19 protein-coding genes and 1 pseudogene are annotated in these 20085 nt (G+C 66.9%); 16 read left to right on the top strand and 4 right to left on the bottom strand.

Annotated features, from left to right (window positions below; genetic code table 11):
• Positions 1 to 11 precede the first annotated feature (11 nt).
• From A5663_RS03180 to A5663_RS03120, 13 genes are read left to right on the top strand one after another with little or no spacing between them, the layout of a single operon-like run.
• Complete coding sequence (locus A5663_RS03180) at positions 12 to 830, top strand: coniferyl-alcohol dehydrogenase (RefSeq protein ID WP_068143803.1); 819 nt, start codon at positions 12 to 14, stop codon at positions 828 to 830.
• A gap of 10 nt (positions 831 to 840) precedes the next feature.
• Positions 841 to 1836: a cyclase family protein gene (locus A5663_RS03175; RefSeq protein ID WP_068143800.1), complete on the top strand. Its 996-nt coding sequence runs from the start codon at positions 841 to 843 to the stop codon at positions 1834 to 1836.
• Between the two features lie 16 nt (positions 1837 to 1852).
• Positions 1853 to 2689 (top strand): alpha/beta fold hydrolase, encoded by an 837-nt coding sequence (locus A5663_RS03170; protein ID WP_068143798.1) that lies wholly within the window; start codon positions 1853 to 1855, stop codon positions 2687 to 2689.
• Positions 2686 to 3495: an SDR family NAD(P)-dependent oxidoreductase gene (locus A5663_RS03165; RefSeq protein WP_068143796.1), complete on the top strand. Its 810-nt coding sequence runs from the start codon at positions 2686 to 2688 to the stop codon at positions 3493 to 3495. The genes A5663_RS03170 and A5663_RS03165 overlap by 4 nt, the downstream gene beginning before the upstream one ends.
• Positions 3496 to 3548: 53 nt before the next feature.
• Entirely contained in the window at positions 3549 to 4202 is a 654-nt protein-coding gene (locus A5663_RS03160) for a TetR/AcrR family transcriptional regulator (RefSeq protein ID WP_068143794.1), read from the top strand.
• Position 4203: 1 nt separating this feature from the next.
• Positions 4204 to 4398 carry a ferredoxin gene (locus A5663_RS03155; protein ID WP_068143792.1) on the top strand — a complete coding sequence of 65 codons (195 nt, stop codon included), beginning with the start codon at positions 4204 to 4206 and terminating at the stop codon, positions 4396 to 4398.
• A 10-nt stretch (positions 4399 to 4408) separates the two neighbouring features.
• Positions 4409 to 5647 (top strand): cytochrome P450, encoded by a 1239-nt coding sequence (locus A5663_RS03150; RefSeq protein WP_068143790.1) that lies wholly within the window; start codon positions 4409 to 4411, stop codon positions 5645 to 5647.
• A gap of 35 nt (positions 5648 to 5682) precedes the next feature.
• Positions 5683 to 6849, top strand: a complete 1167-nt coding sequence (locus tag A5663_RS03145; RefSeq protein ID WP_068143788.1) for an amidohydrolase family protein — start codon at positions 5683 to 5685, stop codon at positions 6847 to 6849.
• Between the two features lie 59 nt (positions 6850 to 6908).
• Positions 6909 to 8093, top strand: a complete 1185-nt coding sequence (locus A5663_RS03140; RefSeq protein WP_082973909.1) for a Xaa-Pro peptidase family protein — start codon at positions 6909 to 6911, stop codon at positions 8091 to 8093.
• Positions 8093 to 9232: a Xaa-Pro peptidase family protein gene (locus A5663_RS03135; protein WP_068143786.1), complete on the top strand. Its 1140-nt coding sequence runs from the start codon at positions 8093 to 8095 to the stop codon at positions 9230 to 9232. The genes A5663_RS03140 and A5663_RS03135 overlap by 1 nt, the downstream gene beginning before the upstream one ends.
• 2 nt (positions 9233 to 9234) lie before the next feature.
• Positions 9235 to 10185: an enoyl-CoA hydratase/isomerase family protein gene (locus A5663_RS03130; RefSeq protein WP_068143784.1), complete on the top strand. Its 951-nt coding sequence runs from the start codon at positions 9235 to 9237 to the stop codon at positions 10183 to 10185.
• Positions 10185 to 12593, top strand: coding sequence for a CoA transferase (locus A5663_RS03125; protein WP_068143782.1), 2409 nt, complete (start codon positions 10185 to 10187; stop codon positions 12591 to 12593). Before A5663_RS03130 ends, A5663_RS03125 begins: the two co-directional genes overlap by 1 nt.
• A gap of 8 nt (positions 12594 to 12601) precedes the next feature.
• A complete protein-coding gene (locus tag A5663_RS03120) occupies positions 12602 to 13414 on the top strand; it encodes an SDR family NAD(P)-dependent oxidoreductase (protein WP_068143780.1) in 813 nt (270 codons plus the stop codon).
• Here the strand turns inward: A5663_RS03120 and A5663_RS03115 are convergent.
• A complete protein-coding gene (locus A5663_RS03115; RefSeq protein ID WP_068143778.1) occupies positions 13408 to 14250 on the bottom strand; it encodes an SDR family NAD(P)-dependent oxidoreductase in 843 nt (280 codons plus the stop codon). The genes A5663_RS03120 and A5663_RS03115 overlap by 7 nt on opposite strands.
• Before the next feature lie 18 nt (positions 14251 to 14268).
• Positions 14269 to 15354, bottom strand: a complete 1086-nt coding sequence (locus A5663_RS03110; RefSeq protein ID WP_068143776.1) for an NAD(P)-dependent oxidoreductase — start codon at positions 15352 to 15354, stop codon at positions 14269 to 14271.
• Between the two features lie 91 nt (positions 15355 to 15445).
• On the opposite strand from A5663_RS03110, the gene A5663_RS03105 reads away from it, so the two are divergent.
• Positions 15446 to 16252 carry a lysophospholipid acyltransferase family protein gene (locus tag A5663_RS03105; RefSeq protein WP_068143774.1) on the top strand — a complete coding sequence of 269 codons (807 nt, stop codon included), beginning with the start codon at positions 15446 to 15448 and terminating at the stop codon, positions 16250 to 16252.
• Positions 16253 to 16254: 2 nt separating this feature from the next.
• Complete coding sequence (fadD12, locus tag A5663_RS03100) at positions 16255 to 17862, top strand: acyl-CoA ligase FadD12 (protein ID WP_068143773.1); 1608 nt, start codon at positions 16255 to 16257, stop codon at positions 17860 to 17862.
• On the opposite strand, the gene A5663_RS03095 is transcribed toward fadD12, so the two are convergent.
• Both A5663_RS03095 and A5663_RS03090 read right to left on the bottom strand, forming a co-directional pair.
• Complete coding sequence (locus A5663_RS03095; RefSeq protein ID WP_068143835.1) at positions 17859 to 19292, bottom strand: wax ester/triacylglycerol synthase family O-acyltransferase; 1434 nt, start codon at positions 19290 to 19292, stop codon at positions 17859 to 17861. The two genes, fadD12 and A5663_RS03095, sit on opposite strands and share 4 nt — an antisense overlap.
• A 109-nt stretch (positions 19293 to 19401) precedes the next feature.
• Positions 19402 to 19860, bottom strand: a pseudogene (locus tag A5663_RS03090) (SDR family oxidoreductase); the annotation flags it as partial.
• Here A5663_RS03090 and A5663_RS03085 point away from each other — a divergent pair.
• A partial coding sequence (locus A5663_RS03085) for an SDR family NAD(P)-dependent oxidoreductase (protein WP_369816583.1) occupies positions 19741 to 20085 on the top strand: 345 nt, incomplete at its 3' end. The pseudogene A5663_RS03090 and the gene A5663_RS03085 overlap by 120 nt on opposite strands.

Genomic DNA, 20085 nt, shown 5'->3' with positions numbered 1-20085 from the left:
AGATATGAGCCATGGGCCGCACTGACGGACTGTGGCGCTATGACGGGCGCCGGGTGGTCGTGACCGGATGCGCCTCGGGCATCGGTGCCCACGTCGCCCGGCAGGTCGCCGAACTCGGCGCCGAGGTGATCGGGCTCGACGCCAAGCCGCCCGAGAAAGCAGTCGGCGAGTTCGTCGGGATGGACCTGTCCGACGCGGCGTCGATCGACCGGGCCGTCGAGGATATCGGCGACCGGGTCGATGCCCTGTTCAACATCGCCGGAGTGTCCTCGGGGATCGGTGATCCGCTGCGTGTGGTGACGATCAACTTCCTCGGCACGCGGCGGTTCACCGAAGCCCTGATCCCCAAGATGCCCCCCGGGTCGGCGATCGCCAGTGTGTCATCGTTGGCCGCTTCCGCCTACCGGCGAAACGCAGCTGTGACCGTGGGCCTGGTGAACACGACGTCGGTCGACGAGGGAATCGCTTGGTGTGAGCGCAATCCCGAAGCGCTGGCCGACGGCGGCGGATACCGGCTGTCCAAGGAAGCCATCGTCCTCTACGGCATGGTGCACGTCGCCGCGCTGGGCGCCAAGGGAATCCGGATCAACTGCACCGCGCCGGGAGTGACCGACACTCCCATCCTCGACCAGCTGCGCAATGCCTACGGCCAAGAGTTCCTCGACTCCTTCCGCACGCCGCTGGGCCGCGCCGCCGAACCGGAAGAGCAGGCCTCTGTGTTGACATTCCTCAACAGCCCCGCCGCGAGTTATTTGACCGGGCAGGTCATCTGGGTGGACGGCGGCGCAATGGGGGAGACGGACCTCGCCGAATTGGTGCAGACACGATGAGGGGCGAGAAATGGCCAGCATGAAGGACTTTCGGCGCGTCGCCGACGACGTGCGTAACTGGGGCCGCTGGGGTGACAACGACGAGCTGGGCACCCTGAACCTCATCACGGCCGACAAGGTGGCCGAGGCGGCGGCCCTGGTGAAAAAGGGCAAGGTGATCTCGCTGGGGGGCGACTTCGGCTCGAACGGCCCGCAGGGGGCGTTCCAGTTCCGGCCCAACCCCACCCATGTGATGACGGTGGACGGCGGCGACGCGAACACCTTGGCGCAGTACGGCCCGCAGTGGCTGCGCAACTCGGTCGCACACCAGGTCAGCGAGTTCTTCGTCGACAACCCGTTCCGCTTCAACGACGACATGATCGTGATGCCGCTGCAGGCGGCCACCCAGTGGGATGCGCTGTCGCACGTCTACTACGAGGACAAGCTGTACAACGGTTTCGCCGCCGATTCGGTGACCAGCTTCGGCGCCTTCCGATGCGGCATCGAGAAGGTCGACGCCAAAGGCATCACCTCGCGCGGCGTGCTGCTCGACGTGGTCGGCCACCGCGGCGCCGACGTCTTCCTCGAGCCCGGAAACCCGGTCACGCCAGCTGAACTTGACGACATCGCCAAATCGCAGGGTGTCACGATCACCGCGGGTGACATCGTCGTCGTACACACGGGCTGGTGGACGAGGTTCCTGTCGACGGGCGACGGCGCCGAGCCCGGCTCCGGGCTGGACTGGACGTGCGCGTCCTGGCTGCACGACCACGACGTCGCCGCGGTCGCGGCCGACAACCTGATGGTCGAAGATCCCGACCCGGCCAACGGAGTCGAGGGCACGTTCCTGCCGATGCACATGATCTGCCTGCGCGACATGGGCCTGATGTTCGGCGAGTACTGGAACCTCACCGAACTCGCAGCGGACTGCGCCGGCGACGGTGTCTACGAGTTCCAGCTGATCGCGCCGCCGCTGAAAGTCGTCGGCGCGGTCGGCGCACCCGTCAGCCCGATCGCCATCAAGTAGCAGGGGAGTCGGCAGCGTGGTCGAACGCAAATCCGTCTTCGTCGACGGGCTCGTCACCGGATACCTCGAAGCGGGACAGGGCGATCCGGTGGTACTGCTGCACGGCGGAGAGTTCGGCGCCTGCGCGGAACTCGGTTGGGAACGCAACATCTCGGCTCTCGCCGCGCACTACCGCGTGCTCGCGCTCGACATGCTCGGTTTCGGTGAATCGGCGAAAGTCATCGACTTCAACGACGGCCGCGGCATGCGGATCCGGCATATCGCACGGTTCTGCGAGGTCGTCGGTGTCGAGGCGGCGCATTTCGTGGGCAACTCGATGGGCGCGGTGAACATGTTCGTCGACGCCACGTCGGACGCGCCGGTGCTGCCGGCGCGCAGCCTGGTGACGATCTGCGGCGGCGGCGAGATCCAGCGCAACGAGCACTCCGCGGCCCTCTACGACTACGACGCGACGCTCGCCGGGATGCGCCGGATCGTCGAGGCCCTTTTCTACGACGCCTCCTATCCCGCCGACGAGGCTTACGTGCAGCGCCGTTACGACGCCAGCATCGCCCCGGGAGCGTGGGAGGCATTGGCGGCCGCCAGGTTTCGACGGCCCGGGCTGGACGCGCCGGCGCTGCCGTCGAGCAACCGCGCATACGAGCGGATCGGCGTGCCGACACTTGTGGTCGAAGGCGGCGACGACAAGTTGCTGCCGACGGGATGGGCCGCCGAGATAGCAGACCAGATCGGCGGCGGCCGCTCGGCCGTGATCGAGGCGGCCGGACACTGTCCGCAGATCGAGCAACCGGATGCGGTCAACGAACTACTGCTCGGCTTCTTCGCCGGGATACACGAAGGGGCGGCGACATGACCGGCGAACTCGAGGGCAGGATTGCGGTTGTCACCGGCGGGGCTTCCGGACTGGGCGAAGGGCTGGTCCGCCGGTTCTGCGCCGAGGGAGCGAACGTGGTCGTCGGGGACATCGATCGCGACGGCGGCGCTCGACTCGTCGCCGACCTCGGCGACGCCATCCGCTTCGTCGAGACCGACGTGGCCGAGGTCGAGCAGGTCAGCAGGCTGGTCGCGACTGCTGTCGAGGAGTTCGGCGGGCTGCACGTGATGGTCAACAACGCGGGCGTCTCCGGAAAGATGTTCGGAAAGTTCCTCGACGACGATCTGGCCGATTTCCACCGGGTGATGGCGATCAATGTGCTCGCCGTGATGGCCGGAACGCGCGACGCGGCGCGGCACATGGCCGAACACGGCGGCGGGTCGATCATCAACTTCACGTCGATCGGCGGCATTCAGGCCGGGGGCGGGGTGATGACGTACCGCGCATCCAAGGCGGCCGTCATCCAGTTCACCAAATCGGCGGCAATCGATCTGGCGCACCACGAGATTCGCGTCAACGCGCTCGCGCCTGGCAACATCCGGACCGCGATCGTGCGCAAGTCGGCGACCGGTGAGGACCTGCAACGCCTCGAACAGTTCGAGGCGAAGATCCGCGAACAGATGCGCAACGACCGGCCCCTGAAGCGCGAGGGAACCGTCGATGACGTCGCCGAGGCCGCGCTGTACCTCGCCAGCGACCGGTCGAAGTACGTCACGGGCACGGTGTTACCGATCGACGGGGGCACCAGCGCCGGCAAGGTGATCGTGCGCAAGCCGAAGCCGTGACTACTTTAAATCAAGTGCTTGACTTAACCGCGGGGCGGCGGTTGACTGATCAGGTGACCACCGCCAGAAGTGTGCGCACCGAGCGCGCGAGCATCACGCGGGAAGCGATCCTGGCCGCAGCCGAGCGCCTGTTCGCCGAACACGGTGTCTACGCGGTGTCGAACCGGCAAGTCAGCGAGGCCGCCGACCAAGGCAACAACGCCGCGGTCGGCTACCACTTCGGCACCAAAGCCGATCTGGTCCGGGCGATCGAGCAGAAGCACCGAGTCTCGATCGAGCGCCTTCTTGCACGCATGGTGGCGGCGAAGGGTGACTCGACCGAGCTACGCGACTGGATCGCATGCATGGTGTGCTCGCTCACCGATCACCTGGACCAGCTGGGAAATCCGACGTGGTACGCGCGGTTCGCCGCGCAGGCCCTGGCCGATCCGGCCTACCAGAAGATCGTGGTCAAGGATGCGCTGGCCTCACCGTCTCTGCTGCAGGTCGTCGACGGCATCACACGCTGCCTGCCCGACCTGCCGATGCCCGTCGTCACCGAGCGAAACATCATGGTGCGCAACCTGATGATGCACACCTGCGCCGACTTCGAGCGCGCCTTCGCCGAGGGTGCCGACATGCCGCGGACGACGTGGAGCTCGGTCGCCTCCGGTCTGATCGACGCGATCGTCGGGTTGTGGCGGGCGCCGATCACGGAGCGACCGTGACATGAAAATCAGTGTCGACCAAGACAAATGCGTGTCGTCGGGCCAGTGCGTGCTCAACGCCGGCGACCTGTTCGACCAGCGCGACGACGACGGTGTCGTCGTCCTGCTCGAGGACAGCCCGGACCAGGAGCAGGCTGATGGTGCCCGCAAGGCGGCCGCGGCCTGCCCCGCACTCGCGATCCACATCGAGGAATGAGAAACCCTGCATGTCCGACACCCTGACCGGAACTCCCGACGTCTCCGCGGATATCCCCGAGTATCCGATGGAGCGCGATGCCCGCTGCCCGTTCGCCCCGCCGCCGCAGGTACTCCAGATCGCGGCCTCCAAACCGCTTTCCCGCGTGCGGATCTGGGATGGTAGTACGCCGTGGCTGGTCGCCGGTTACGACACCGCGCGGTCGCTGTTCTCGGATTCCCGGGTCAGCGTCGACGACCGCCGCGACGGCTTCCCGCACTGGAATGAACTCATGTTGTCCACTGTGGAGAGACGGCCGCGGTCCGTGTTCACCTCGGACGGCGAAGAGCACACCCGGTTCCGCCGGATGTTGTCCAAGCCGTTCACCTATAAGCGCGTCGAGGGCTTGCGGCCGGCGATCCAAAAGATTACCGACGAGCACATCGACGCGATGCTGGCCGGACCCAACCCCGCCGATTTGGTCCCCGCCATCGCGCTTCCGATCCCGTCACTTGTGATCAGTGAACTGCTGGGCGTGCCGTATGAAGATGCCGAGTTCTTCCAGCACAACGCCAATGTCGCGCTGGGCCGGTATGCAACCGCCGAAGACGTTTTCAAGGGTGCGGGCGAAAATGCCAAGTACCTCGCCAAGCTCGTCCGAGCGAAGATAGAGAATCCAGCCGAGGATGCAGTGTCTGATCTCGCCGAGCGAGTCAAGGCAGGCGAGCTCGACATCCGCGAAGCCGCCCAGTTGGGCAGCGGCCTCCTCGCCGCCGGGCACGAGACGACGGCGAACATGATCGGTCTCGGCGTGCTGGCCTTGTTGGAACACCCCGAGCAGCTCGCCCTCATCCGCGATGCGGAAGACCCGAAGGTGCTGGCCACCGCGGTGGAGGAGCTGATGCGCTACCTGTCGATCATTCAGAACGGCCAGCGGCGAATCGCGACCGAGGACATCGAAATCGAAGGCGAGACCATCCGTGCCGGCGAGGGCATCATTCTCGATCTCGCCCCCGCGAACTGGGACCCCAAGGCGTTCCACGAGCCCGACCGCCTGGAACTCACACGTGAGGACGGAGCTCACCTCGGCTTCGGATACGGGCGTCATCAGTGCGTCGGGCAGCAGCTCGCGCGGGCAGAACTGCAAATTGTGTTCTCAACCCTCCTGCGGCGAATTCCCACACTGCGGCTCGCCGTGCCGATCGAGGAGGTGCCGTTCAAACACGATCACCTCTCGTACGGCGTCTACGAACTTCCGGTGGCCTGGTAGCCAGGTCCGACCCATAGCCCGATTGGAGTACCAAGATGACCAGCCCGACAGCTACTCTGTATCCCCCCGAGGGCTTCGGCGCCCCGAAGCACCGCAAGGGCCACGCCACAGGTGATTTCGGCTTACCGACGGGCACCGAGATCTTCTCAGCCGACAATCACATCTCGGTCGCCGACGACATCTTCTACGAGCGCTTCCCCGAAGAACTGAAGGGCGCCGCGCCACGCATCTGGTACGAGGACGGCGCGTACATGGTCGGCATGAAGGGCAAGGCCTGGACCGGTGGAGATTTCGGCCGGGTGCTCATGCAGTACGACGACCTCGCCGGCGCCGCGTCCAACAACATCGAGGCCCGTGTCCGAGAGCTCAAAGAGGACGGCATCGACAAGGAGCTCGCGTTCCCGAACGCCGTGCTGGCGCTGTTCCACTATCCGGACAAGGCGTTGCGCGAGCGCGTGTTCCGGATCTACAACGAGCACATCGCCGACCTACAGGAGCGCAGCAATGGGCACTTCTACGGGGTCGGGCTGATCAACTGGTGGGACCCTAAAGGCACCAGAAGCACATTGGAGGAGCTGAAAGCGCTGGGCCTGCGCACGTTCCTGCTGCCGTTGAACCCCGGCAAGGACGACGACGGCAACATCTACGACTACGGCAGCACCGACATGGACGCCGTCTGGGACGAGATCGAGGCCTCCGGAATTCCGGTGAGCCACCACATCGGCGAGACACCGCCCAAGACGCCGTGCCAGCACAACAGCGTCGTCGTGGGCATGATGGTCAACGTCGACTCGTTCCGCGAACAGTTCGCCAAGTACGTGTTCTCCGGCATCCTCGACCGGCATCCGTCGCTGAAGATCGGGTGGTTCGAGGGTGGAATCGCCTGGGTGCCGACCGCATTGCAGGACGCCGAGCACATGCTCGCCTCCTACCGGCACATGTTCAACCACGAGTTGAAGCACCCCGTTCGGCACTACTGGGACAACCACATGAGCGCATCGTTCATGGTCGACCCGCTCGGGCTCGAGCTCATCGACAAGATCGGCGTGGACAACGCGATGTGGTCGTCGGACTATCCGCACAACGAGTCCACGTTCGGGTATTCGGAGAAGTCGCTCAAGACCGTCGTCGATGCGGTCGGACCCCAGGACGCAACCAAGATCGTCAGCACCAACATCAAGAACTTCCTGGGGGTCTCGTGACGTTGACCGCTGCGCAGTCGACGCCCATCGACATACCCGAGCTTCCCGATCGTGCCCGGATGTACCGCGAGTGCGGTGCCCGGCTGCGGGACTCCATGTGGGAGAAGGGCATTGACGCGCTCGTCCTGATCGGCAACGGCAACGTGGTGTATGCGACCGGCGTCAGCTGGCCGCTGCTGGACGCCGGACTGTCCCATGTGGAACGGCCGGTCGCGATTGTGCTCGCCGACGACCCGCATCCGCATCTGTTCATGCCGCTGCGCGAGGGCTCGGCATCGGTGGCGACGGATTCTCATGTGCCCGCCGACCACATTCACGACCCGTTGTACCTCGAGTTCGACGAAGGCATAGCGCATTTCGCGAAGGTGCTCGCCGGCCTTGTGCCCGCGGGCGGCACGGTCGCGGTCGACGAGTTGACCGGGGCGATGCGCCGCGCGTCGAGCACGCTTTTTCCGTCCGGGTTGCCGTCGGACGCCGCACAGGTCGTCGGGCCCGCCAAGCTGGTCAAGACCGTCGACCAGATCTCGTGCGTGCGCAACGCCTGCCGCATCACCGAGCAAGCGATGGTCGACGTGCAGAAGGCACTCGCGCCGGGCGTGCGGCAAGTCGACCTCTCGGCGGCGTTCACCCGGCGCGCGTTCGAGCTCGGCGCCACGGCCAACATGCTCGAGGCCATCTGGCAGGTGATGCCCACGACGAAGACCAGCGGTGCGGTGTGGACCACCACGGGCGATCTCGCGTTGCCGCTGTTGACCACCGAACGTGAGCTCGAGCACGGCGACGTGTTGTGGACCGACGTGAGCATCACGTACCGGGGTTACTGTTCCGACTTCGGTCGGACCTGGCTGGTCGGCGACGAGCCGACCGATCGTCAGCATGCTCAGTTCGAGAAGTGGCGCGACATCCTGTCCGCGGTGCTCGCAGTTACCCGCGCGGGGGCGACGAGCGGTGACCTCGCGCGTGCCGCGATCGCCGCGAACGGCGGCAGCAAGCCATGGCTGCCGCACTTCTACCTCGGCCACGGCATCGGCACCAACGCCGCCGAAATGCCGATGATCGGAACGGATCTCGGCGAGGAGTTCGACGACAACTTCGTGTTCCCCGCCGGCATGCTGCTGGTGCTCGAACCGGTGGTGTGGGAAGACGGCACCGGCGGATACCGAAGCGAGGAGATCGTCGTGATCACCGACGACGGCTACCAGTCGATCACCGACTATCCCTACACACCATACGGACGGAACTGATGGCGCTCGAGATCCTGCCGGACGCAGCCGATCTGCGCAGGGGACGCCGTGAGCGGGCCCTGGCACAGATGGCGGCCCATGACATCGACATCCTGGTGCTGGGCCGCCAAGCAAACGTGCGATACGTGACCGGCGCGCCGCAACTGTGGGTCGCGGGCACCCGGCCGTTCGGGCCGATCTGCGAAGTGGTGCGGTCGACCGGCGAAATCCACCTCAACAGCACCTGGGACGAGGGCATCCCCGACGAGATCTCCCATGACCACCTCTACGGGTTGGCCTGGAACCCGATGACGCTCGTCGAGGTGCTCAAGGCCCTGCCGGGGGCGGCCACCGTCAAGCGGGTCGGAACCGATTCGCTGACACCGACATTCGCCCAACTGCTCCCGATGGCGTTTCCCAACGCCGAACTCGTCGACGCCGAACCCGCGCTGCGGGCGGCACGCCGGATCAAGACCGCCGACGAGATCGCGGTGCTGCGCGGTGCACTGGGAGTGGCCGACGCGGCGCTCGAAGCGGCCCGGGCCGAGTTGGCCCCCGGTGCGACCGAGCGGTCGCTGACCGGCGCGCTGATGGAGGCGATGGCCGCCGGCGGCGTCACCACCCCGGCCACGCAGGACGGCGCGTGGGTCACCAGTAAGGATCACCCGTGGCGCCGCGCGCGCAGCGACGGCCGCATCGAGAATGGTGACCTGGTGGCGTTCTCCGCAGGCGCCCTGGCCGACGGCTACGTCGGCGAGGTGGGCCGCACCTGGCCGGTCGGTGAAGCCGGCAGCGCAGTGCGCGAACTCTACGACCGATCGAATCGGCTATGGGACAGGCTCATTGCGGCTTGCCGCCCGGGATACCCGGCGAGCGACCTGCTCGCCGCGTACGATTCGGCCGGTGAACCGCTGCCCACGATGCCCGTCGCGCACGGCCTCGGGCTCGGCTACGACTCGCCGGTCATCACCCCTGCGCTGCGGGCGACGGTCGCCGAGGAGGTGCTCGAACCCGGCATGGTGCTCGCAGTCAGCGGCTATGTGTGGGAGCAGGGGGTCGGTGCCGTGTTCAGCCGCGAGGCGGTGCTGATCACCGCCGAGGGAGGCGAGGTCCTGACCTCCAGTGCGTTCTGGAGTGGTGCGGGCGTCGGAATCGGTTGAACATGTCGAACTCCGGGAGTCGGCCCGACCCTGAGGAGATCGTTCTCTACGAGAAGGACCCGGCGACCAAGATCGCGACCATCACCTTCAACCGGCCCGAACACCTGAACGCGCCCACTTCGGCAGCGCGGCTTCGCTACGCCGATCTGTTGCGCGGCGCCACGGTCGACGACGACGTCAAAGTCGTCGTGATCCGCGGTGCCGGCGACGATCTCGGCAGCGGCGCTGATCTGCCGGACTTCATGGCGGCCGACGACGACGCACGGTTGGCCGAACTGCGGGTCGACGACCCCGACGTCAGGTATCCGCCGAAAGGATCGTTCCGGCACGGAGCCACGATGGGACAGTGGTACGCCAACGCCGCCGCGGGCAACCGGGCGCTACAGGAACTCAAGAAGATCAGCATCGTCGAAGCGAAGGGATACTGCTACGGCTGGCACTTCTATCAATGTGCCGACGCGGATCTCGTGATCTCCAGCGACGACGCACTGTTCGGCCATCCGTCGTTCCGCTACTTCGGCTGGGGTCCGCGGATGTGGACCTGGGTGATGACGATGGGGCTGCGGCCGTTTCAGGAGATGGTGTTCACCGGGCGGCCGTTCACCGCCGATGAGATGTTCGCGTGCAACTTCCTCAACAAGGTGGTGCCGCGCGCTGAGCTGGAAGCGGAAGTCGCCAAGTACGCCCATGCCTGTGCGCGAAACCGGCCCGTCGACAGTGTGTTTCAGCAGAAGATGTTCTTCGAGGTGGTCAAGCAGTTCCAAGGCGAATATCTCGGCAGCCTGCTGTCGGCGATGTTCGAGTCGATGGGCGGCGTAGCACGCCCCGACGGTGACGACTTCATGCTCGGCGACGCGATCGACGCGGGCCTCGCCGACGCCGTCAACGACAACGACGACAAGTTCCCGCCCGAGTTCCGGCTGAGCAAGAACAACCGCAGGAAGAAGGACTAGTGCCGGCGCTGGACGAGTACACGGTCGTCGATCTGTCGAGTGGGATCGCGGGCGCCTACTGCACCAAGCTGCTGGCCGACGGTGGTGCCACCGTCGTCAAAGTCGAGTCGCCGGAGGGTGACTCGCTGCGCCGGTGGTCGGCGTCGGGCGCAGCGATCGAGTCCGGTGGCGACGGGGCCTTGTTCAGCTTCCTGGCGTGCTCGAAGCACAGCGTCGTCGTCGACCCGCAGCGCGCGGATGACCTCGAGATGCTGCGGGCGCTGCTGCGGTCGGCGGATGCGGTGGTGTGGTCTCGCGGGTCGAGCGTCGCCGCGCTGGACGAATTCGCGCCTGCCGCAATGGCCGACGCATACAGCCAACTCACCGTCACCGCGATCACCCCGTTCGGGCTCGAGGGGCCGTGGGCCGACAAGCCCGCCACCGAGTTCACGGTGCAGGCCTGGTCGGGGGGTGTGATCGGCCTCGGGCGTGGGACGCCGGACCGCGCGCCGGTGTTCGTGGCGGGACAGATCGGCGAGTGGCTCACCGGCGCATTCGCCGCGGCCGGCACCACCGCGGTGCCTGCCGGCCTGGTGGACGTGTCGATGTTGGAGGCCGAGATCCTGAGCCTCACTTACTATTCGGTGTCGTTCCACGACGCGCTCGGCCGACCGTTCCGGGACCGCCGCCGGCTGACGGTCCCCGGCGTCGCGTCGGCATCCGACGGGCTTGTGGCGTTGGGCTGCGGCACCGCGCAACAGTGGTTCGACCTGTGCGCCATGGTCGGTCACGACGAGTGGATCGACGAGAAGGCGGACCTGTCGATCACCGAGCAGGCCAACATCCACGCCGAGCAGATTTGCGAATGGGTGCGCGACAACCGCGTCGAGGACATCCTCGATCTGTCCAGTGCGTTCCGGATTCCGAACGCGCCGGTCGGAAACGGCGCCACGGTCACGTCGTTCGACCACTTCGTCGAGCGGGGCACGTTCGTCGCGAACCCGCGTGACGGGTTCACGCAGCCCGGGACGCCGTACCGGACCGCCCCGTCGCTGCTGCGCCCGCCGGAGCCGGCGCCCCGGCTCGGCGAGCACACCGAGGTGTACCGAAATAGCATTCCTGGTCGCGAATCGGCCCTCGTCACGACCCGGAATGCTATTTCGGCGCACTCAGCGTTCGAGGGTCTGCGTGTGCTCGACCTGACCAGCTTCTGGGCCGGGCCGTCGTGCACACACATGATGGCGCTGCTCGGTGCGGAGGTCATCCATGTGGAGTCGACGGCGCGGCCCGACGGCACCCGGTTGATCGCCGGCGTGCCGGTCACCGAAGACCAGTGGTGGGAGCGGTCGCCGATCTTCTCCGGCCTGAACACCAACAAGAAGAGCGTCACAATCGACATCCGCTCCAAGCGTGGCGTCGAACTCCTGCACGAGCTGGCCAAGACCTGCGATGTCATCGTCGAGAACTACACGCCTCGGGTGCTCGACCAGATCGGCCTCGACTTCGAATCGGTGAAGAGACTGCGGCCCGACGCGATCATGATGCGCATGCCGGGTTTCGGGCTGGACGGTCCGTGGCGGGACAAGCCGGCGTTCGCTTACGTGATCGAGGACTGCTCCGGAATCACCTGGCTGACCGGCCATCCCGACCAGAACCCGGTCGAACCGTATTCGGTCGGTGACCCGAACGCCGGCGTGCACGGGCTCAACGCGCTGCTGCTCGCGCTGGCGCACCGGCGACGCACGGGGGAAGGGGTACGGATCGAGGCCGCCATGGTCGACGCCGCCCTCAACGTCGCCGCCGAACAGGTCGTCGAGTACTCGGCGTACGGCAACCTGCTGCAGCGGCAGGGCAACCGTGGCCCTACCGCCGCGCCGCAGAACCTGTATCGCACAAGCGAACGCGACGAGTTCGGCCGCCCCGACGACTGGGTGGCGATCGCGGTGGCCACCGACGAGCAGTGGGCCGGGCTGGTGGGCGCCCTCGGCCGTCCAGGGTGGGCGACGGACGAACTCGCCACCGTCGACGGCCGCCGCCGCAACCACGACGCGGTCGACGAGCACCTGGGTGCGTGGTGCGCCACGCGCACCGGGGACGAGATCGTCGAAACGCTCTGGGCAGCAGGGGTTCCCGTCGCCAAAGTGATGCAACCGCACCGCGTCGGCGAGCTGCCCCAACTTGCGCACCGCGGCTTCTACGAACGCGTCGACCATCCGGTCAACCCGACCGCACGACACAGCACGCTGCCGATGCGTATCTCGTCGGTACCGCAATTCCATCGCAGCCCCGCACCGCTGCTCGGTCAGCACAATCACGAGGTGTTGACGGGCCTCGGGCTCGGCGCGGACGAGATCGCCGAGTTGGAGAGCCAGGGCGTGATTGGGTCGGCACCCGCGGGTCTCACCATTCGCACGACCAAAACTGGTTGACTCGAGCCGTGGCAATCGATCCCCGAGACATCCTGCTGACCGGACGCGTCGCGGTGGTCACGGGCGGCGGCGCGGGTATCGGAAGAGGCATCGCAGAAGGGTTGGCCGCGTTCGGTGCCTCGGTCGCGATCTGGGAGCGTGACCCCGAAACATGCGCCGCGGCAGCGGAACGGGCCGGGGCGCTGGGCATCGTCACCGATGTCCGCGACACCGGTCAGGTCGACGCCGCGCTCGACCGCACCGTCAGCGAACTCGGCGAGGTTTCGATCCTTGTCAACAACGCCGGTGGCGTGTTCAACTCGCCGCTGCTCGACACGTCGGAGAACGGCTGGGATGCGCTGTACAAGGCCAACCTGCGCCACGTGCTGTTGTGCACCCAGCGGGTGGCGCGGCGACTCGTCGACGCGGGGCTGCCCGGCAGCGTCGTCAACGTGACGTCGATCGAGGGTGCGCGCGCCGCCCCCGGCTACGCGGCCTACGCGGCGGCGAAGGCGGGCGTCATCAACTACACGCAGACCGCGGCGTTCGAGCTCTCAGCGCACGGGATTCGCGTCAACGCGATCGCTCCGGATCTCACGCTGACCGAGGGACTGATGCAGATTTCCGCTGGCACGCTGCGGGCCGACCTCGCTCCGGGCATTCCGATGGGGCGACCGGGGCATGTCGACGAAATCGCCAGTGTCGCGGTGTTTCTCGCGTCGGCGATGTCCAGCTACATCACCGGGCAGACGATCCATGTGGACGGCGGCACCCAGTCCGCAGGCGGGTGGTATCACCACCCACAGACCGGTCGCCCGACGTTGGGCCCGCCGGGTCAGTGACTCCAGCCCTCGGCGGACTGGTCGTCGAAGGTGCGGTCGATCCGCTCGAAGCGGCGTCGAATCGAGCCGCGCGCCGCGCTGTGCGGCAGCACGTAGAGCCGATTCGCCTCGATCGCGTCGGCGGTCAGGCGCGCGACCTCGTCGACGTCGAGCACCGAGTCGTCGCTGGGGTCCGACGCCAACTGCTGAACGGTCTCGGCGTCTGACGGCGTGGCGGGGCCGTAGTCGTCGCTGCGCACGCGTTCGGTGTTGGCCAGCAGGTTCGTGTCGACGATCATCGGGCACAGCACCGTCACGCCGATGCCGTTGCCGCGCACCTCACGGGACAACGTCTCGGCGAGCGCGACGACGCCATACTTCGCGACGCAGTACGGGCCCAACCCGACGTTGGGGATCAGCCCCGCGAACGACGACGTGAACGCGATGTGGCTGTCGGCCTTCTGCGCGATCAGCCGCGGCAGGAACGCCTCGACGCCGTGGATCGGGCCCCATAGGTCGACGTCGATGACGAACCGCCAGTCGTCATGACTGGTGTCGGCGATCGGCCCCGCGTACGCGATGCCGGCGTTGTTGAACACCAGGTGCACCTCGCCGAACACCTCGAAGGCCTCATCCGCCAGCCGCTGGACCTCGTCGAGCTTTCGTACGTCGCAGACAACGCCGTGGGCGTCGACGCCCGCGGCGCGCAACTCGGCGACGGCACGGTCGAGCGCCGTGGAGTCGATGTCGCTGAGCATGATGCGTGCCCCGCGGCCGGCGAATTCCCTTGCGGCGGCGAATCCGATACCGCTCGCACCGCCGGTGATGACCGCCGCGCGTCCCTTGAACGTGTCCACCCGCCGAACACTAGGCCGTCAGGACAGCTCCCGGGGTTGATCCCACGCCGGTTCGCCCAACCTGGCCCGGATCGCGCCCCAGGGATCGGCGTATCGGCCGGGCGTGTTCCGGTATGCGCCCCGGCGCTTCAGCAATTCGCGCACGACCGGTGCGAGGGGCGTGGCGAGCCGCATCAGGTGCCGCATCCATCCGGCGTTGGCCGCGGCCTCGGCCTGCATGTCGGGCCACGAGTGGTGCTGGAACTGCAGTGCCTCCTGCGCGCGTGCGGTGTCCATCCAGTCGGTGACGAACCAGGCGTCGTCGCGCCCGGGATCGCCCGGTCGGCCGGGGGGAAGCACGCCGGAAAGGCCGCGTGCCGAGGCCAGCGCCGGGCCCACCTCGCCCTGACGAATCCGGTGTGAGTCGTCCCCGGCGATCAGCAGGATCTCGCCGACGACGTCGGCTGTGGTGGCCGCGGCGAAAGCCCACGCGACGTCGCGGACGTCGACGCTGTGCAACCGGCCGTCAGCAGGCAGCAGGCTCTCGAAGTACAAGGCGTCAGCGCTCAGCTGCATCGCATTCGGATCGGTGCTGAGGACACCGCCGAGTCGCAACACCACCCACGGCAGGCTCGAGGACCGGACGATCGACTCGGCCTCGGCCTTGGTTCCGCTGTACAGGTCGCACGGACGCATCGGGTCGTCGGCGCGCACGGGTGCGGACATGGTGTGCGGGTTGCGGGAACCGTAGACCGCGTTGCTCGACGCTTGGATGAACCGCGGCGGCGGCTGCTGCTGTTCGGCGATGCGCACCAGCGTCGCGGTCGCCTCGACGTTGACCCGCCGGGCGAGCTTCGGGTTCTTGTAGATGGGCGGAGGGATCACCGCGGCGAGGTGGATGATCGCCTCCGGCGCGACGTCGGCGACCAAGCGCTGCACCTGGCCCTCGTCGGTCAAATCGGTCCAGCGGACTGTGACGCCTCGGGGAAGTGTTTCCTGGGCTTTGCGGTTGGCGGCGGTGTCGAGGTCGGCGACGACCACCGCGCGGCCGAGCTCGGCCAGCCTGCGCACCGTCGCGGAACCGACCAGCCCGAAGCCGCCGGTGATCAAGACAGTCCCCGCCATAACCCCTCCCACCTGCGGATATGATATTCTCTTTTTCCGAAAGTAGCATAATCGCATAAGAGGCGGACCGGGCGGGTATGACAGGTGCGGCATGAGTAGCAGCGAGGCGGAGAAGCCGGAAGTCGCCAAGTGGGACCCGGCGTTCACGCGCGGCGTGGTCAATGCGGTCGGACCGCTCTTCAAGCGGTACTTCCGAGCCGAAGTGCGTGACCTGGGCGGAATGCCGGCCACCGGAGGCGCGCTGGTCGTCTCCAATCACTCCGGCGGCATGCTCACTCCCGACGTGATGATCTTCGCCCCGGCGTTCTACAAGAAGTTCGGCTTCGACCGACCGATCTACACGCTCGGGCACTACGGCATCTTCATGGGACCGCTGGGCGACCTACTGCGCCGCGCCGGGGTGATCGAGGCGAGCCGCGAGAACGCCGCCAAAGCGCTGCGGGACGGCGCCGTCGTCCTGGTCTTCCCGGGCGGCGACTACGACTCCTACCGGTCGACGTTCACCGAGAACGTCATCGATTTCGCCGGTCGCACAGGCTATGTCAGAACCGCGATCGAAACCGGCGTGCCGATCGTGCCGATGGTCTCGATCGGCGGTCAGGAGACCCAGCTGTTCCTCGCGCGCGGAGACTCGATCGCGCGCCGCCTCGGCCTGAAGAAGGCGCGCATGGAGATCTTGCCGCTGTCCTTCGGATTCCCGTTCGGATTGTCGGCGATCTTCCCGCCGAACCTCCCGCTGCCTGCCAAGATCGTGACGAGGGTCTTGCCGCCGATCGATGTGGTCGAGCAATTCGGGGAGAACCCCGACGTGAAGGAGGTCGACGAGCACGTGCGCTCAGTGATGCAGGCCGCGCTCGACGAGCTGGCCACAGAACGCCGGTTCCCGGTACTGGGCTGACGATGGCCGACGTTCTCGGACTCGTGCAGACGCTGTGGCGGGCCGGCCTCATCGCGCCGCTGCGGCCCGACAAATATCTGCGGATGGGCGCGGCGATGCGCCGGGTGGGGATGACCGCGACGGTCGGCTTCGCGGCGGCCGCGCAGCGCTGTCCGGACCGTCCCGGCCTCGTCGACGAACGCGGCACGTTGACCTGGAAGCAGATCGACGACCGCTGCGACGCCGTCGCCACCGGTCTGCAGAACCTGCCCGGCGGTGCACCGAAAACCGTTGCGGTGATGTGCCGCAACCACCGCGGCTTCATCGAGTCCCTGGTGGCCGCCAACCGGATGGGCGCCGACGTGCTGCTGCTCAACACCTCGTTCGCGGGTCCCGCCCTGGCAGAGGTGGTCGATCGGGAAGGCGCCGACGTCGTCATCTATGACGAGGAATTCGCCGCGATCGTCGAGCAAGCCATGACCGACAGGCCGGACGCCACCCGCATCCTCGCGTGGACCGACGGACCCGCCGAGGGCCTGACGCTCGACCAACTCATCGACGCCAACCTCGGCAAGCGGCCGGCTGCCACCGAACGCAAGAGCGACGTCATCCTGCTGACGTCCGGCACCACGGGAACCCCGAAGGGCGCCAAGCGCGGCGAAGGCAGCGGCGGCGCAGGCGATCTCAAGGCAGTGCTCGACCGCACACCGTGGCGTGCCGAGGAGCCGATCGTCATCGTCGCGCCGATGTTCCACGCATGGGGCTTTTCGCAGCTGCTGTTCGCCGCGCTGCTGGCATGTCCCATCGTCACGCGACGCAAGTTCGACCCCGAAGCGACGCTGGAGCTGGTCGACCGGTACCGCGCGACCGGCCTCGCCGTGGTGCCGGTGATGTTCGACCGGATCATGGACCTCCCCGAAGAGGTGTTGAACCGCTACAGCGGCAAGTCCCTCCGGTTCGCCACGGCGTCGGGCTCGCGGATGCGTCCCGATGTGGTCATCAAGTTCATGGACCGGTTCGGTGACGTCATCTACAACAACTACAACGCGACCGAAGCGGGCATGATCGCCACCGCGACGCCGAGCGACCTGCGGGCGGCGCCCGACACGGCCGGGACGGCGGCCGACGGCACCGAGATTCGTATTCTCGACGCCGAGTTCAACGAGCTGCCCAACGGTGAGACCGGGCAGATCTTCGTGCGCAGCGGCACGCTGTTCAACGGCTACACCTCAGGCAAGACCAAGGACTTCCACGAAGGTTTCATGGCGTCGGGGGACGTCGGCTACCTCGACGACGCGGGCCGGTTGTTCGTCGTCGGCCGGGACGACGAGATGATCGTCTCCGGCGGAGAGAACGTCTACCCGATCGAGGTCGAGAAGATGCTGGCCACCCATTCCGACGTCCGGGAAGCGGTGGTGCTGGGTGTCGACGACGAACAGTACGGTCAGCGCCTGGTGGCATTCGTCGTCCTGAACGACGGCGCGGGCACCACCCCCGACGACCTCAAGCAGCACGTGCGCGACAACCTCGCCAACTACAAAGTGCCGCGGCAGATCACCGCCCTCGACGAACTGCCGCGCGGAAGCACGGGCAAGGTGCTGCGCAAGGATCTTCTCGATCTGGTCGACTAGCGCGCCGCGGGCGCCGGGGCCATCGCCGTGTCGACTGTGGAAAGTGCCGAAAGTCCTGCGGCGCAGCGGATCTCGTCGATTCCGTGCACCATTGCGTCGGTCGCTTCATGGATGTCGTCGAAGGTGCAGTCGTCTGACAGGATCGAGATGTCCACCTGGTCGACGTAGCTCCACACGGTCATGTTGAACGCGCTGCCGGCCGAGAGCACACCGATCGAGTAGATCTCGCTGACCGGGGCGCCACCGATGTGGCCGCGTCGTCGGGGGCCGGGAACGCTCGACACCGCGACGTTCATCAGCGAGTTGTGACTGGCGCGTTGACTCTGCCACCGCAGCAGTACCGGCGTGAGCGGGGGAGGCAGGTACTCCATGAACTGGCCCTGCAGCTTCGGGCCGAGCAGTTCGTAGTCCTCTTTCGCGCGCGCTGTCGCCAACGAGGTCAACCGCACCCGCTCGAGCGGATCGTCGATGTGAACGGGCAGTGATACCGACAAGCCGCCGATCTCGTTGCCCGTGACCCGGTCGGGAGACAGATCGGTGCTCACGGGAACCGATGCCATGAGCGGGCGGTCCGCGCGCCCGTCGTACCGCAGGAGCAGTTCGCGCAGGCCGCCGGCGGCCGTGGCAAGCACGATGTCGTTGAACGTGACCCCGAGATGCTTCGCGGTCTCCTTGACTTCGGCCAGTGGTACTGACGCGGTGGCGAACGTGCGCACCGGTGACACCACATGGTTGAGAAACGTCGGTGGCGTGCGGAACATCTTCGCCAGATCCGGGTTGTCGCTGCGCTCTTTGGCGCGGCGCCGCACCTTGGTGAATCCCTGGACCGCATCGCGTGCGAGTGCGGGCAGCGCCGCGATGTTTGTGGCGTGGTCACGCATCGCGACCCTCACCAGCTCCGAGCGACCCGGGGCTTCGCAGGTCTGGTAGTCCTCGCGTTCGTCCTGCGTGCCGTCGGCCAGATCCATGAGTCGCGCAAGGAGATTGGCCGATGCCACACCATCGGCCAGGGTGTGGTGCACCTTGCCGATGAGCGCGAAGCGGCCGTCGGCCATGCCCTCGGCGAAGTGGAATTCCCACAGCGGACGGCTGCGGTCCAGTGGTGTGCTGGCGATCCGGCCGATGACCTCGTCGAGTTCACGGCGACCCCCAGGGCTCGGCACCTGCACCCGGCGTAAGTGGTAGTCGAGGTCAACCGGGCAGTCCTCGATCCACATCGGATGATGCAGCTTCCACGGGATGTCGACGAGTCGGTAGCGCAACGGGTCGAGCAGATGCAGCCGTCGGGCGACGGTGTGCCGGCACATCTCGAAGGTGTACTCGCCGTCGAAGTCGGCGGCGTTGATGATCGCCACCTTCAACGTGTGCGTGTGCAAGTTGGGCGTCTCACTGTAGAGCAACATGGCGTCCATGCCGTTGAGTCGCTTCACCTGAACCACGCCCCTTGCAGACGCTGTGCCGAAGGTTCTATCGAACCATCTGCAGCACCAAGATCGGGGGCTTTCGCGGTACTCGTCGAGCAGGTCGCGCGGGTAGCGGTTACTTCAGGCAGCTGCCGCCGTCGACCGGCAGTGTGACGCCGGTGATGTAACGGCTCTCGTCGGACGCCAGGAACAGCACCGCGTTGGCGATGTCCTCGGGTTCGACCCACCCGATCGGCAACGTGTGCATCAGCTGGCCGACGACCTTCATGTCGTCCGGGCCCGGGTTCTCCAGATCGGGACGGAACAGCTTCATGGTGGGCTCGTTCATGAACAGCGGGGTGTTGACGTTGGTCGGGTGCACGGAGTTGACCCGAATGTTCTGCGCGCCGAGTTCGACCGCGAACGTCCGCATGAGGCCCACCACACCATGTTTGGCAGCGACGTAATGGCCCGTGTGCGGGTAGGCCTTCAGACCGCCGACCGAACTGGTCAGGATGATCGACCCGCCGCGACCGCCCTCGAGGATGTGCGGCACGCCCGCCTTGACGGTCTTCCACACACCGCCGAGGTTGACGTGCGCGACTACGACGCGCTCAAGGCCGCGGTGGACGCCGGTGTCGAACAGATGGGCCGGCTGGACATCATCGTCGCCAACGCCGGCATCGGCAACGGCGGCCAGACCCTGGACAAGACCAGCGAAACCGACTGGGCCGCAATGATCGACGTCAACCTCGGCGGTGTGTGGAAGACCGTCAAGGCGGGCGTGCCGCACATCCTCGAGGGCGGTCGCGGCGGGTCG

The organism is Mycobacterium sp. E740, from assembly GCF_001672895.1.
GTDB lineage: Bacteria > Actinomycetota > Actinomycetes > Mycobacteriales > Mycobacteriaceae > Mycobacterium.
Note: the sequence above shows the minus strand (reverse complement) of the source record. Positions and strands in the feature narration are given on the sequence as shown.

Excerpts from the sequence above, each read along its gene's own strand:
- A5663_RS03180 (WP_068143803.1), top strand. The coding sequence starts at position 12 with ATGGGCCGCACTGACGGACTGTGGCGCTATGACGGGCGCCGGGTGGTC.
- A5663_RS03175 (WP_068143800.1), top strand. The coding sequence starts at position 841 with ATGGCCAGCATGAAGGACTTTCGGCGCGTCGCCGACGACGTGCGTAAC.
- A5663_RS03165 (WP_068143796.1), top strand. The coding sequence starts at position 2,686 with ATGACCGGCGAACTCGAGGGCAGGATTGCGGTTGTCACCGGCGGGGCT.
- A5663_RS03155 (WP_068143792.1), top strand. The coding sequence starts at position 4,204 with ATGAAAATCAGTGTCGACCAAGACAAATGCGTGTCGTCGGGCCAGTGC.
- A5663_RS03150 (WP_068143790.1), top strand. The coding sequence starts at position 4,409 with ATGTCCGACACCCTGACCGGAACTCCCGACGTCTCCGCGGATATCCCC.
- A5663_RS03145 (WP_068143788.1), top strand. The coding sequence starts at position 5,683 with ATGACCAGCCCGACAGCTACTCTGTATCCCCCCGAGGGCTTCGGCGCC.
- A5663_RS03140 (WP_082973909.1), top strand. The coding sequence starts at position 6,909 with ATGTACCGCGAGTGCGGTGCCCGGCTGCGGGACTCCATGTGGGAGAAG.
- A5663_RS03135 (WP_068143786.1), top strand. The coding sequence starts at position 8,093 with ATGGCGCTCGAGATCCTGCCGGACGCAGCCGATCTGCGCAGGGGACGC.
- A5663_RS03130 (WP_068143784.1), top strand. The coding sequence starts at position 9,235 with ATGTCGAACTCCGGGAGTCGGCCCGACCCTGAGGAGATCGTTCTCTAC.
- A5663_RS03110 (WP_068143776.1), bottom strand. The coding sequence starts at position 15,354 with ATGGCGGGGACTGTCTTGATCACCGGCGGCTTCGGGCTGGTCGGTTCC.
- A5663_RS03105 (WP_068143774.1), top strand. The coding sequence starts at position 15,446 with ATGAGTAGCAGCGAGGCGGAGAAGCCGGAAGTCGCCAAGTGGGACCCG.
- fadD12 (WP_068143773.1), top strand. The coding sequence starts at position 16,255 with ATGGCCGACGTTCTCGGACTCGTGCAGACGCTGTGGCGGGCCGGCCTC.